This is a genomic window from Vibrio sp. CAU 1672, assembly GCF_029223195.1.
In the GTDB taxonomy this organism is placed as follows: Bacteria; Pseudomonadota; Gammaproteobacteria; order Enterobacterales; family Vibrionaceae; genus Vibrio.
In genome coordinates this window covers 51,524-65,591 of record NZ_JARHUF010000006.1, presented here as the reverse complement: position 1 = coordinate 65,591, position 14,068 = coordinate 51,524, and the positions used below count along the sequence as shown (strand labels likewise).

Here is a 14,068-nt window from a genome sequence, read left to right as displayed (position 1 = left end):
TTACTTAACGACGAAGTATTGAGTAGACGAGAATAACGAAGATATAAAACGCAAAAAAGCCGCTTTATAAGCGGCTTTTTTAAAGGGTGGGACCCCAGCCACATCCCGGCACACAAGTCACCCGCTGCGGCTGCTTCCTTCCGGACCTGACCGAGTTCACGAGCTATTGTTGCGAGAGGACCAGAGCCCCATAATTCTTTGCTTTGAGGCATTGCCTCAAACGATGTGGCGATTATTCAGGATTGGCCTTCAGATTGCAAGGGCCAGAAGACGGAAAATCCCGTTTTTGTTACTGTTTGAGCAAAACTCCGTCAATTCAACTCCCTACAACCTGTATCCACGCTGGCCTCCGGCTTGGTCCGCACAGTTAAACGCCAGGAACAGGCCGGGCTATCAACACCCGGCCTAGAGATAAGCAGCAAAAAATGCCCGCGGTGAAAACCTGACCAATAGTAGCTTACAGCTCAGCCTGCTCGTCAGTACTGCGCAGGATATAGTCGGTCATCCAGGCAGTGCCCAGCAGACACAACCAGACCACAAACACCGGATTAGGTACCTCGATATTCGGGTTGACCACCAAGGCGGCGAAACCCACCGTCGGCAGCGTCCAACACAACAGTTTCCCCCAGCGCAGCGAGCTTTTCATCCGGGTGAGGTTTTCCATTGATGCCAGCATTCCGGTCAGGCTAAGCGCGACTAACACCGCATGAGGCAGATCCGCTAACCACAGCGGCAATAGCAGTAACAGCGGCCACCAGCTGTGTTTTTGCGACGGTTTCCAGTGGCTGGCAGACCACCACATCACGGCGACTGCAAGAGTCTGTAACGCCGTAACCCAGGGAGAACCGGCCAGTTTACCGGCGTCTTGCGTGACCATAATGCCGACCTGCAACGTCAGCACAATCAGGCCGGTAGTCAGCAAAACCCCAAGCGAACTGCGATGGGAAAACACCACCATCAGCAGCGGAAACAGAACCAAGACACTAACAGAGAGCGTGAAAGGTTGCATGGAAAGCGTCATACCATAAACGGTCATCGCTCCAAGCAGGATCAAACCCGCCAACCCTCCTTGCGGAAGGATCCATAACGCGGGGATCATCAGGGCCAGCACCGGTATATCTCCTTCACTAAGGCTGATCGCCCGGGCACATACCACCGCTAGCAGTGTGGTGACAAGAAATTGAACAGTAGAAAAAATCATAACGCCTCCTGGCTTCCCCTACCAACCTGGTCAAACTCAACAACAATCAAAACCGTGTCGAAACTGGTCGTTGAGTGGGTGCTGGTCCTAGCTGGCTTAGACTCAGCGATGTGCCAACCTTGCTGCAATGGCTTTACTGTCCGGAACTCCCCCATTGGTGGTGCTGATGCAGACAGTGAGCAGTGCATAAGAACAAGAAGCAATAGCTAAATACAAGCCTCGGTATTACCATCCATTGGTAACTAATAACTTGGACATTTTCAGTATGGACCAATTCTTGACGCAAATCTTTGCTGTAATTCACCAAATTCCACGCGGAAAAGTGACCACCTACGGCGATATTGCCAAAATGGCGGGTTACCCGGGTTATGCACGTCATGTTGGCAAGGCGCTGGGCAACCTTCCCGCAGACAGCACCCTGCCCTGGTTCCGCGTGATCAACAGTCAGGGACGCATTTCGCTCACCGGAGCCGATGCAGAAAGACAGATAGCCCGGCTGCGCAGCGAAGGGCTTGAGGTTTCAGAAAAGGGGCGAATCTCGTTGCAAAAATACCAATGGCAGCCTTAAGCTGCCATTGGTTCGCGGTTAATGAAGTTATTTTACCCGTATCAGAATAAGATCCGCCTGTTTGGTCTCAAGCTCATCGGTAATGACCCCGACATGGGCATCTGTGATGAACATCAGCTGACCATCCGCTTCAATCCGAGCGCGCAGGCTGTAGCGATGGTTAGGCTTAATTTGGTTGCTATCGTACTCCAGTTCAAAAGCAAACGGGATTTGCTGGCCCTCAGCATCAATCGACTGCTCTGCCAGCACCACCGATGGCGCATCAGCCAGGGAAACATCTTCTAGGGTAACAGTGACCACTGCCTGTGGTGGTAAGGCCATCCGTTCGCGATAGGCGACAGTACCTGTGATGCTATCGGTCATAACCGGTTCTGATACACTTTCACCAGTTGCCGCAGCCGCATCTGGCCGTAACGCCTGTTGAGTTTCTGCTTGCTGCACCTGATTAGCCTCCGCTTCTGCCTCGTTCGCATCCTGGCAGCCAGCCAGGCCCAGCGCCACAACCAATCCGGCAGAAAGTAGCAGTGATTTATTCATAATGTCCTCAGTCAACGATTTATTCACGCCGAGTATAGGTGGCGATTCTGCGGCTGTCTGTAATGGCGAATACGATTTGACAATAGTCTGACTAAGTTAGAAATTATCAAACATTTGATTTTGTTTCATAATTGAAGCATAACAAAACCAAACGTTGAGGAGAGATTATGAGTAAACCGTTGAGAGAACTGCTCAGCCTGCTGCAATTAGAAAAACTGGAAGAAGGCTTGTTCCGCGGTCAAAGCGAGAACTTAGGTTTGCCTCAAGTCTACGGCGGGCAGGTATTAGGCCAGGCCCTGTCTGCCGCCCGTTACACGGTGGATGACGCCCGCACCGTACACTCATTTCACAGTTATTTTTTGTATCCGGGCGATCCGGAAAAACCGATCATTTATGATGTCGAGAACTTACGCGACGGACGCAGCTTCAGCACGCGACGGGTCAAAGCGATACAAAACGGACGTCCTATTTTCTATCTTACTGCCTCTTACCACGGTGAAGCGCCCGGCTTTGAGCACCAAAACACCATGCCAGACATTCCGGGGCCGGAAAACTTCCAGTCCGAGACTGAACTGGCGAGCCACATTGCCGAATACCTGCCGCCCAAACTACGGAAAACATTCTGCGGCGAAAAGCCGATTGAAACCCGTCCGGTCACCATTGTTAACCCGTTAAAGCCACAAAAAACCGAACCCAAGCAGTACCTGTGGATCCGCGCTAACGGCGACATGCCGGATAATCAGTTGATCCATCAATACCTGCTGGCTTATGCATCCGACTGGGGATTTTTGATCACCGCACTGCATCCCCATGAAGTGTCGTTGATGACACCAAACTTCCAGGTCGCCACCATCGACCATTCCATCTGGTTTCACCGTCCGTTTAAGATGGATGAATGGTTGCTGTACGTAATTGAAAGCCCGACGGCAAGTAATACCCGAGGCCTGGTGCGCGGTGAGATCTACAACCAGCAAGGGCATCTTGTTGCCACCGCAGTTCAGGAAGGGGTGATGCGCCACACTAAATAGCGCCGCACCAACACAAAAAAGGAGTGCCTCGCACTCCTTTGTCCGCCTTTTAGTGCTGATAGTTTAACTGCACTACCGCCCACTCATACAAAGACTTCGGCCGGCCGTATTTACTGTCACCATAGGTCACGTCCGGGTCGGCATAAAAGCCCCCTCGGTCGCTGGCCAAAAACTCACGGACACCACGGCGGTAGTAAATCAACGGACTGGTCAACTCATAACGGCCTTCCTCCAATCCGCTGTCATCAATCACCAGAAAACGCGTCATACGAATCGTACTGCCAGTGTCACAATAACCAGGTGCTGTAAAATCAACCGCCAGGAAAGGATCGGTAGCATCTTCACTCAGCTCAGCCATACAACCGTCAAAACGGGCAATATGCATCCATATTCCACGAACCTTGGTCGTATCATCATCACCAACCGGCTTGACTTGCAGCAACGCAACCTTGCCCTTGCCATAGGTATTAAGTTCAGTATCGGTCGGCTCACGCACATTGCGTGCGCCCATCAGACCAAACTCGCTTTCTTGCAGTTTCGCGAACTGCGGCGCACTTAAGGTGCTCACTACCACCGTTTGTGCACTGTCCAGCAAAGTGTACTGGTCAGCAGCCCCCGATTCAGCTAACTTCAGCGGAACGCGAACCAAGGTTTCTGGCAACGCCTGATAATCACGTGATTCACTTTCAGATACGTTTAACCCTATCGACTGGCCTGGAACGTAATCCTGTAGGGTGATCGTGCCTTGGGCATTATCAAGAGTCGCCAGTTGCTTGCTGAGGCTGTCTGCAAGTTGATAGTGGCGGGTACCTTTTGCCGAGCCGAAATCCAGGCTGATGGTTTTGAACGGTTCAAAGTCCACCGCCGATATATTACCGCTCAGGCCAGGGTGCTCGGCTTTGTTGATCGTGCCGCTCACAGTCACGGTTTTGCTCGTGTAGTTACGCGCACTCAGCGTCACTTCCAGTTGATAATCACCGGCATGCAGCACGGATAATACCCCACTCTCTGCCGATTCAAGTTCCACCACTGGCGTTACCTGGTTAACCAGGTGGTAGCTGGTTTGTACCTCACCATCAGTTACGATTGGGGTTATCGTCGCCCCGGCCGCATAAGTAACCCCAGGATAAGTAACAGAAAGCGGATTGTCGGCTGGTAGGATAGTCACCGCAAAACTGCTTTCCCCCGGGGTAAACTTATCATCACCGGCATCAGAGACCACAATTCGGGTACTGCCGGCATTGAGAATATGCATTTCACCGCTGTGGCGGTCCAATGACACCACGTCAGTGGCCGCGCCATCGGCAAACTGATAAGTCACTTCACCGACGGTTCCGCTGATGATCGGCTTGGCCAGCAGTGGCTGCAAGGCATGCCAGGTTTCTTCCACATCCGACTGGATCTCAATTCGGCTTGGCGCAGACAGGATGTTAAACCTCACTTTCTGCTCCGGACCGGCGCTGTAATTGGTACTCTCCGCGCGGCGCAGCGTCAGTGTGGTTTCTCCGGCTTTATAAACATGCACAAGCCCATCGGCAATAGCATCAGCTACCTCAGGGTCGCTGTTACTCACCACATCAATGTGATCGCCTGTTGCCAGCAAACCAAAATCACGCAGCAGGTTAAACTGGTAATCCTTGCTGTACACCTGCTCGTAATCCCGCGTAGGCAATGGTAACCCTTGTGCCTTTGCAATCTGGAGATGGACATCAAACTCCATCGGCTGATAGAAATCTCCGCCGTCATCTGTGAGCCTAATGAGATAATCACCGGCTTGCTCTACCGCCAGCTCATCCGCCACCAAACGCAAGCCGTCAGGTAAACTGCCAACGACGCTGACGTCACCTTTCTGCCCGGCAAACTGCAATGGAATGCGCAGATCGGGCCGGTAGGTCATCGTTAAAGCAACGGCTGACATTGCCGGGTGTGGTGCACGCTCGACTTCCACACGGAAGCGGGCTTTGCCTGTTGGGTAATTGCGTAAATCGTGTTCGCTGACTTCAACCTCGGCGGCGCCGATCGCTTTGATTCGCAGTGCCTGGCCGTCGTCAGACGGAACAATAACGTCTTCGCCACTGATGATCTGGTACGCCAGCGTACCCAGCGCGTGCGACACTTTGGGATGAAGAACCCCATCCTCCAGGTAAGAGGTTGTGATGTTCTCGACACTTAAAGCCTGACGCTTCCCCGGAGTCACATCGAGCACAAATCGCGCGCTCTGCTGCGGCTGCAGAAACCCTTCACCGTATGTTGCGGTTGCTTCTACTGTAGCCTGACCGACATTGTGGATTAAGATCAGTCCGGTATCCGGGTTAAGCATTTCTGCAACTTGATCATCCGGGGTGCTGTGAATGATTTGATAGCGGATGCTTTGCGTTTCGGCCGTATCCAGACGTACTGGCTCCAACGTTAAACCATCACGATACTCACTTTGCAATAAGGCGAATCGCAGTTGCTCCGCCCCCACGGCATAGAGGTGTACACCGACCCGGATTTGACTGGGTTGGTAATACTCGTTACCCGAGTCAGCAATGATCACCGTCGCCTGCCCGGTAGGCCCGACCGGGTAGACCACACCATCACTATCGACACGGATCAAATGCTCACTGCCGCTGGCGACCTGGTAACTCAGTTGTCCTTTCTGGCCGCGTACAGCCAGCGCCTGGCCATCAGACTCAGTGGCGTTAAAGTGCAGTTCGCTCACTGCCAGATCAGGGTTAAGGCCTTTCTCAACCGTGATAGTGAAAGTTGCCTCGGAAGACTCATAAACCGAGCTGGTGTCGCTTGCTCGCAGCGTAGCCGTGCCCGGGCGAAGGATTTGCAGCTCACCGGAGTCGCTGACTTGAATCACATTCGCCGGCGTAGAATCTAATATCTGGTAAGTAACAGTGCCTCGCACATTGTCTAGTTGGGCCTGAGTAACCCTCCCTACCCCGTCAAACGTGGCCACCGCATCTTCGACCAACAATGGCGGGCGGCTCTGTTTGGTTACCTGACCGGACGTTCCCGGATGCTTGGGTCCGGAGTCTCCCCCGCCGCCCCCGCAGCCAGCCATCACAACAGCTAAAATAAGTAGCAAATAATGTCTTTTCATGTCTTGTAATGATTTCTTACATTTGAGTTTGCGGGGATAATAATACGATGTTTTATTAATCGCCATGATCATTTTTGCCCACGAAAAGTGCAAAACGGCGCTTGTTGAAAAGGAGTCAATTGGCAAAAACGTCACTAACTTGCCGGAATTAGAGTCAATACACCACAAAGCAAACGTTTACCTTGCTGTGGTGTTTATTTAAGCAATCACAAATATATGATTTTAAATAAGATAATTACGAACCGTTTTTCTTACAATTGTCTCAATAGTAAGAAACTGCCGCGCAAAAATGGCTGCTGGCTACCCTGGACAAATGCATAACCCGGCGCGTACAACAATCCGTTACACCGGTCTATTTATACCGGCAGTTTATTCAGCCTTAACTGCCACTGATAGGCAGTTCGGTGGTGTATTTAATTGGCTCCATGGCAAAGGTCGAGGTCACATTAGATAACCCCTCAACGCTGTTCACCAGCCGTTTGTAAAACTCATCAAAACATTTCATGTCTCTGACCAGCACTTTCATCATGTAGTCGTACTCTCCGGCCATGCGGTAGAACTCCATCACTTCGGGAAACTCACTCACTTTGGTCACAAAGCGGTGATACCATGCCTCGGAGTGATCACTGGTCTTTAATTGCACAAACGCTATAAAAGACAAACCGAGTTTCTCCGCGCTGAGCAGAGCCACCCGTTTTTCAATAACCCCTTCATCTTCCAGCTTCTTGAGCCGTTTCCAACATGGGGTGGTGGTCAGGTTGACGCGTTCAGCCAGGTCGTTCAACGACAGCGTGCCATCAGCCTGGAGTAAAGACAGTAACTGTCGGTCTGTTTTATCTAAACTCATTACTAGAAAATATCATCAATGGAGAAAATTATTCTCCGTATGCTGCATAACAAAACAATAATAGTAAAGTTTTTCTCTCTCAACACAGGTAGATTATTCCTATAAACAAAAACAACGACCCTACGAATTTTTAAGGAACAACGCGATGTGTACTGACCACAACTGGATCAACAATGCCGTGCGTAAAATTGAAGCAGACTTCCAACGCTCTGCCGATACTCACCTGTTTAAGCTCGACTTGCCTTCTCTTGACGGTATCGACATTTATTTGAAGGATGAAAGCACCCATCCGACCGGCTCGCTCAAGCACCGCCTGGCCCGCTCTCTGTTTCTGTATGCGATCTGTAATGGCTGGATTGGACCGGAAACAACCGTGATTGAAGCGTCATCCGGCAGTACTGCGGTGTCTGAAGCCTATTTTGCGCGCCTGCTTGGTCTGCCATTTATTGCCGTAATGCCAAAGAGCACGGCACGTAAGAAAATCGAACAAATCGAATTTTACGGGGGTAAAGCCCACCTGGTAGACCGCTCCGATCAGATTTACGACGAGTCTCGCCGTCTGGCCAAAGAACTCAATGGCCACTACATGGATCAGTTTACTTATGCCGAGCGTGCCACCGACTGGCGCGGCAACAATAACATTGCCAACTCCATCTTCAGCCAGATGAAACTGGAAGATCACCCTATCCCGAACTGGATTGTCATGAGCCCTGGCACCGGCGGTACCTCAGCCACCATCGGCCGCTTTATCCGTTACCAGAAGTACGACACCAAACTGTGTGTGGTGGACCCTGATAATTCGGTCTTTTACGACTCTTATCGGTCAGGGGATACCAGTATTAAGGGGGACAACGGCAGTAAGATCGAAGGGATTGGCCGCCCTCGGGTAGAACCCAGCTTCATTGCCGGTGTTGTTGATGAAATGCGTAAAATTCCGGATGCCGCCAGCGTCGCAACGGCCCACTGGGTATCCAACCTGATTGGGCGTAAAGTCGGTGCATCCACGGGGACAAACCTTTATGGTGTGCTGCAGCTCGCCTGCGAAATGAAACAACGTGGTGAAAACGGCTCCATCGTCACCCTGCTGTGTGATTCAGGAGAGCGCTATTTAGACAGCTACTACGACATGGACTGGGTAAAAGAACACATTGGTGACATTCAGCCTTACCTTGCCCAACTGGAAATCATTCAGGCCAAAGGCTGTGTTGAGCCGGCCTGTTGCGGCCCAGTGACGGCTTAACCGCCAATTCAGCCGATAACAAAACAGCCCGTCACTACGGGCTGTTTTACTTGGTTATTCCAGTGGGTTACTTTTTCTGACGCGCTTCAAAGGCGGCTAACTGCTCAGGCGTCGCCGGCGGCTGATGATTCTGTTTCCACTCTTCATAAGTCATGCCATACACCCGCTCACGCGCATCATCAATATCAATCGCCAAACCCAGCGCTTCCGCTTCCGCCTTATACCATTTGCTGAAGCAGTTACGGCAGAAACCCGCCTGGATCATCAGATCAATGTTCTGTACCTGTTTGTTTTGATCCAAATGTGCCAGCAAACGGCGAAACGTCGCCGCGTCTAACTTATCCTGTTCCTCCTGAGTGAGGTTTTTGTATTTAAACTGTGCCACTTTACTCTCCTGTTATTATTGATTATCTCCGGTTAGGGCGAATGTAAACCGAACCACAAAGCGGAGCTGGCCGGCCTGACGTCACTCTGGAATGTTAACCACCCCCATCGAGCGCAACAATACACCAACCATCTGATAACCCGATGGTAATTCATCGTCCATCCTCTGATCAAGCCGGCCGGCACAGTTCGGGCACAGGTTGATTAAACGGCTTAATCAGCTTCCCCCACAAAAAAACCGGGCAGTAAATGCCCGGCCTTTTTGACAGACTGGAAATCGGGTTACGGGTGCGCCACCCGGCCCTTATTGTCATGGCTGAGTGCTTTGTTCAGCTCAGCTTCCACATAACCCGGAGCACGGGTATGCGCAGAGAGAAGTCGGTACATAGCCGGAATGACAAACAACGTGACTAAAGTGGCAAAGCCCATACCGAAGAAGATCACCGTACCCACTGCAACGCGGCTTTCATAACCCGCTCCGGATGCAAAAATCAATGGGATGGCCCCGGCCAGCGTGGTAAACGCGGTCATCATGATCGGACGAAGACGACGCGCCGCGGCATCAATGATCGCCTTTTCAAACTCGATCCCACGGTCACGCAACTGGTTGGCAAACTCCACAATCAAAATACCGTTTTTGGTCACCATGCCGATCAGCATGATCATCCCGATCTGGCTGTAAATGTTCATGCCCTGGCCCATCACCATCAGGCCAATAAAGCCACCAAACACACCCATCGGCACCGTGAGCATCACCACCAGAGGGTTAATAAAACTCTCAAACTGAGCCGCCAGCACCAGATAGGCGACCAACAACGCCAGGGCAAACACCATCGCGACACTGGACTGGTTTTCCTTAAAGTCTTTGGACTCGCCGGAATAGCTGACCGAAATATCAGCCGGCAGACTGTCAATCGCCACACCATCGAGGAAGTTCAACGCCTCACCGAGGGTGTACCCATCGGTCAGGTTAGCCGATATGGTGATCGCTTTCTGCTTATTGTAATGCGATAAACGGATCGATGCGGCCACTTCATCCACCGTAGTAACCGTGTCTAAAGTTACCAGCTCCCCGCCGGAGGTACGTAGGTAGATCTGACTTAAATCTGCGGCATTATTAAAGCTATTCTCATCACCACGCAGATAGACATCATACTCTTCACCACGCTCGACGAACGTCGTGGCACTTCTGCCGCCTAGCATAATTTCCAGCGTATCCGAGATCTCTTTAATACTAATGCCCAGCTCTGCCGCCCGGTGCTTATCGACTGTCACTAACAGTTCCGGGGTTTTCTCTGAATAGTTCAGTTCCGCGCCTTCCATCATCGGCGACTCTTCGGCGCGGGTTTTGATCAGTTCAGCCCACTTGAGCAGTTCATCATAGTCCGAGCCACCCAACACAAACTGTACCGGTTCACTGGAGCCACCACGAAAGCCCGGCATAAACGGGAACACCCGCACATCCGGAATGCCAGCCAGCGCTTTACGCACCTCATTTAGCGCTTGACCTGCCGTCACGCTGCGATCATTCCAGTCTTCCAGAGTCATGATCACAAAACCGGTCTGGTCACCAGCCTGTCCGCCAAATGCCGGGGTCTGGATACTGAACGATTTCAAAAAGCCCTGACCGAGTAGCGGCATCAAACGATCTTCAACGATGTCCATGTTCGCTGACATCCGGTTATACGAGGTGGCATCTGCACCACGGACAAAGGCAAAAATCACCCCGCGATCTTCTTGCGGCGCGAGTTGCGCCGGGACTTGGTTCATCAGCACATAACTGCCGCCAACACAGCCCAGGATCACCAGCGGTGCCAGCCAACGCAGTTTCAGCGCCCCTTGCAGCGCACTGCGATAACCCCGCTCGAGTTTGCTAAACAGCCGGTCTACCCCCTGATTAAAGCGGTTTGGTTTTACATTGGCCTTAAGGATCTGGCTCCCCAGTACCGGCGTTAAGGTCAGGGCGATCAATGAAGAAAAAATCACCGCCATCGCCAGCAGTACCGAGAACTCAGTAAACAGCAGACCGACCATGCCGTCCATAAAAGAGATCGGCAGAAAAACCATCACCAGTACCAGGGTAGTGGCAATCACCGCAAACCCCACTTCTCTGGCGCCTTTATAAGCCGCCAGCAGCGGTGATTCGCCGCGTTCAATATGGTGGAAGATGTTTTCCACCACAACAATCGCGTCATCCACCACCAGGCCAATTGACAGGATCAGTGCCATCAGGGTGATCAGGTTAATCGAAAAACCGAAATAGTACGCAGCAATGAATGAGGAGATCAGTGACACCGGTACCGTCACGGCCGGGATCAAGGTCGCCCTGGCCTGACCGATAAAGATGTACAGTACCAGGATCACCAGTCCGCCGGTAATAAACAGGGTGTTATACACTTCTTCAATCGAACGCTCGATAAACACCGTCGCATCATAATCGATAGCAAGACGCGTCCCTTCCGGCAGGAATTGCTGGATGTTGTCCACCTCTTTCCGTACGCGCTGTGCCACTTCCAGAGGGTTGGCATCCGATTGTGCCACGATGCCTAAGCTGACGTTCACCACGCCGTCACTTTTAAAGGTTGAGTTTTCGTTCTCCGCACCGATATAAACATCCGCCACATCTTTTAGGTAAATGGGCGTATTGTCGCTGGCGCGCTTGACCACCAAATACTGGAAATCTTCCGGTGTCTGGTAGGTTCGGGCGGTGCGCACCGACATCACGGTCGAATCATTACGCACTTCACCGCCAGGGCTTTCCAGGTTTTCTGCCCGCAGCGCCGAAGTAATGTCCGTGGCAGTGACTGCCCGCCCGGCCATCAGGTCCGGCTTTAACTGGACATACATCACTTTATACAGCCCGCCAGACAAGTTGATTGAGCTGACCCCCGAGATCAAACTGAAACGATCCATCAGTACCCGTTCTGCGTAGTCCGTCAGTTGGGTCCGGTCCATCTCAGCAGAGCTCAGGTTAATGTAAACTGACGCCTCACCGCTGCCGTTATTCTTATACACAATCGGATCATCAGCCTCATCCGGCAAAGCCCGTTGCGCCCGCGCCACCGCATCACGCACGTCGCTGACACCGGTATTCAGGTCATAACCCAGCTCGAAGGTAATCGTGATACGCGACATGCTATTGCGGGTTGTCGAACTTATTTCATCGACACCGCTGATCCCGGAAAGCTGATCTTCCAGCACCGAGGTGATCTGGCTTTCAATGATCGTTGCCGACGCGCCCTCGTAGCGGGTGCTGATAGACACGACCGGGTTCTCAATGTCCGGCATCTCACGCACGGCAAGCTTGGTAAACGAGACAAAACCAAACACACACAGCAACATACTTAAGACCAGTGCGGCGACCGGCCTTTTAACAGAAATATCGGAAAGCAACATCAGTTCACACCCTTAGCAGCCTGCTGGTTGCTGCCGCGTGGCTCTGGCGATGTTGAAGCCTTGGAGGACGGGGCGATGATCTCCTTCACTGTGACGCCGTCGCGCATATTAACGATACCCTGAACCACAATTGTGTCGCCAATCTCTACCCCGGACTCTATCACCACTTGATTGCCGACCCGTGCCCCGAGAATCACCTCACGGCGGGACGCACGGCTCTGCTCGTCCACGACATAGACATAACGCTTGGTACCGGAATACTCCAGCGCCTGTACCGGGATAATCGCCGCCTCAATGGCGGGGAAAGCCAACGTCGCGTTCATCAGCATCCCGGGTTTGAGCTGCTGTTCCGGATTATCAAACAGGATCCGTACGCGCAAGTTCAGGGTTTCTGCACTGATCCGGGTATCAATGCCGACCACTTTGCCGACAAACTCCTGATCGTTCCATGCTCGGGTAGTAGCATGGACCTGCATGCCGATAGACAGCTGTGACAGGTATCGCTCGGGAACTTGTAAGTCCAGCTCCATAACCGACAGGTCATCCAGTGCCAGCAGTTCGGTCCCGGCACTGACCATTTTGCCGCGGCTAAAATCAATCAACCCCACCGTACCGGCAAAAGGTGCGCGGATATGCAGATCACTCAGATTAGCTTTAGCCGCATCAAGCCGCGCTTCCGCAATCTGAACGCTGGCTTTCTGCGCATCAATTTCCGTTTGTGTGATGGCATTACGCTTTACCAACCGCTGGAACTCTTTCAGCTTGCGTCGCTCGTCGTTAAGGTACGCACTGGCTTCGTTCACCGCTGCCCGGGCTTTATCGTCGTCGAGCTTGATCAGCAGCTCGCCCTCGGTCACACTTTGGTTCGGCTGAGCGACAATTTGGGTTACTTTGCCCGCCACTTCAGCGGCGATGATCACCGACTCGGCGGCCACTAACTTGCCGATCAGAGACAGAGACTGATTAACCTCATGCGTTTCTACCTGCTCTGTTACCACCGTTACTGCTGTCGGGGCACGTTTTGCCGCCATCGCAGCTGGTGAGGCCAGTAAAATAGAAAGGGTTAATCCTGATACAATGGATTTGATGTTCATAGTTTTTTAATACTGGATGTTCTGAGTTATGTTATTAAACTGCCTGCATTTTATCAGCTGATCCGTTCTGGAACGTCAAGTAGTGTAAATCTGATGAAAAAAACGTTGCAATAGTGGACAGCGGACAAACAAAATGCTGAATTTCTGGCATCTTTGCCCAAAAAGGCAGCATTCAACTCAAAAACGCAAGAAAAACGCTTTACAGCCCAAACGAGTTTGCTATGATGCGCTCCGCACTTGAGTGATGCGTTGGGAAAACAGCGCTTAAGTATAAAAATACCCTGGAGGGGTTCCCGAGTGGCCAAAGGGAGCAGACTGTAAATCTGCCGGCTCCGCCTTCGATGGTTCGAATCCGTCCCCCTCCACCATATTCTCTCTGTAAAGAGAAAACGCTTGGTTGTTCGTGTTGGGAAAACAACAGCTAAGGATAAAAATACCCTGGAGGGGTTCCCGAGTGGCCAAAGGGAGCAGACTGTAAATCTGCCGGCTCCGCCTTCGATGGTTCGAATCCGTCCCCCTCCACCATATTCTCTCTGTGAAGAGAAACGCTTGGTTGTCGTGTTGGGAAAACAACAGCTAAGGATAAAAATACCCTGGAGGGGTTCCCGAGTGGCCAAAGGGAGCAGACTGTAAATCTGCCGGCTCCGCCTTCGATGGTTCGAATCCGTCCCCCTCCACC

10 protein-coding genes, 3 tRNA genes and 1 other RNA gene are annotated in these 14,068 nt (G+C 52.0%); 6 read left to right on the top strand and 8 right to left on the bottom strand.

Going from position 1 to position 14,068, the window contains the following annotated elements; all coding sequences use genetic code 11:
- Positions 1 to 89: 89 nt before the first annotated feature.
- Together ffs and P2G85_RS07810 are read right to left on the bottom strand one after the other, a co-directional pair.
- An RNA gene (gene ffs / locus P2G85_RS07815) (signal recognition particle sRNA small type) lies at positions 90 to 186 on the bottom strand.
- 271 nt (positions 187 to 457) lie between these two features.
- A complete protein-coding gene (locus P2G85_RS07810; protein WP_275863534.1) occupies positions 458 to 1,201 on the bottom strand; it encodes a hypothetical protein in 744 nt (247 codons plus the stop codon).
- A gap of 265 nt (positions 1,202 to 1,466) precedes the next feature.
- Here P2G85_RS07810 and P2G85_RS07805 point away from each other — a divergent pair, with 265 nt between their 5' ends.
- A complete protein-coding gene (locus tag P2G85_RS07805) occupies positions 1,467 to 1,769 on the top strand; it encodes an MGMT family protein (RefSeq protein WP_275863533.1) in 303 nt (100 codons plus the stop codon).
- 27 nt (positions 1,770 to 1,796) lie between these two features.
- On the opposite strand, the gene P2G85_RS07800 is transcribed toward P2G85_RS07805, so the two are convergent.
- On the bottom strand, positions 1,797 to 2,306 hold the full coding sequence (locus P2G85_RS07800) for a YbaY family lipoprotein (protein ID WP_345795426.1): 510 nt from the start codon (positions 2,304 to 2,306) through the stop codon (positions 1,797 to 1,799).
- Positions 2,307 to 2,473: 167 nt separating this feature from the next.
- Here P2G85_RS07800 and tesB point away from each other — a divergent pair, with 167 nt between their 5' ends.
- The gene (gene tesB / locus P2G85_RS07795; RefSeq protein WP_275863532.1) at positions 2,474 to 3,334 is read left to right on the top strand and encodes an acyl-CoA thioesterase II; all 861 of its coding nucleotides are present in this window, start codon (positions 2,474 to 2,476) and stop codon (positions 3,332 to 3,334) included.
- A gap of 49 nt (positions 3,335 to 3,383) precedes the next feature.
- Here the strand turns inward: tesB and P2G85_RS07790 are convergent, their stop codons facing one another.
- Together P2G85_RS07790 and P2G85_RS07785 are read right to left on the bottom strand one after the other, a co-directional pair.
- Positions 3,384 to 6,428, bottom strand: a complete 3,045-nt coding sequence (locus tag P2G85_RS07790) for a cadherin repeat domain-containing protein (protein ID WP_275863531.1) — start codon at positions 6,426 to 6,428, stop codon at positions 3,384 to 3,386.
- Positions 6,429 to 6,807: 379 nt separating this feature from the next.
- A complete protein-coding gene (locus P2G85_RS07785) occupies positions 6,808 to 7,275 on the bottom strand; it encodes an Lrp/AsnC family transcriptional regulator (protein WP_275863530.1) in 468 nt (155 codons plus the stop codon).
- Between the two features lie 145 nt (positions 7,276 to 7,420).
- Between P2G85_RS07785 and P2G85_RS07780 the strand changes: the two genes are divergently transcribed.
- Positions 7,421 to 8,515, top strand: coding sequence for a PLP-dependent cysteine synthase family protein (locus tag P2G85_RS07780; RefSeq protein ID WP_275863529.1), 1,095 nt, complete (start codon positions 7,421 to 7,423; stop codon positions 8,513 to 8,515).
- 67 nt (positions 8,516 to 8,582) lie between these two features.
- On the opposite strand, the gene P2G85_RS07775 is transcribed toward P2G85_RS07780, so the two are convergent.
- The 3 genes from P2G85_RS07775 to P2G85_RS07765 all read right to left on the bottom strand — a co-directional run bounded on the left by P2G85_RS07775 (position 8,583) and on the right by P2G85_RS07765 (position 13,389).
- Positions 8,583 to 8,900 (bottom strand): DUF1244 domain-containing protein, encoded by a 318-nt coding sequence (locus P2G85_RS07775; RefSeq protein ID WP_275863528.1) that lies wholly within the window; start codon positions 8,898 to 8,900, stop codon positions 8,583 to 8,585.
- Positions 8,901 to 9,181: 281 nt separating this feature from the next.
- Positions 9,182 to 12,295, bottom strand: coding sequence for a vibriobactin export RND transporter permease subunit VexH (gene vexH, locus P2G85_RS07770; RefSeq protein ID WP_275863527.1), 3,114 nt, complete (start codon positions 12,293 to 12,295; stop codon positions 9,182 to 9,184).
- Positions 12,295 to 13,389, bottom strand: a complete 1,095-nt coding sequence (locus P2G85_RS07765; protein ID WP_275863526.1) for an efflux RND transporter periplasmic adaptor subunit — start codon at positions 13,387 to 13,389, stop codon at positions 12,295 to 12,297. The genes vexH and P2G85_RS07765 overlap by 1 nt, the downstream gene beginning before the upstream one ends.
- A gap of 283 nt (positions 13,390 to 13,672) precedes the next feature.
- Here P2G85_RS07765 and P2G85_RS07760 point away from each other — a divergent pair.
- From P2G85_RS07760 to P2G85_RS07750, 3 genes are all read left to right on the top strand, one after another.
- Positions 13,673 to 13,757 (top strand) — tRNA-Tyr (locus P2G85_RS07760).
- Between the two features lie 72 nt (positions 13,758 to 13,829).
- A tRNA-Tyr gene (locus P2G85_RS07755) sits at positions 13,830 to 13,914 on the top strand.
- Positions 13,915 to 13,984: 70 nt separating this feature from the next.
- Positions 13,985 to 14,066 (top strand) — tRNA-Tyr (locus P2G85_RS07750).
- Positions 14,067 to 14,068: the final 2 nt, after the last annotated feature.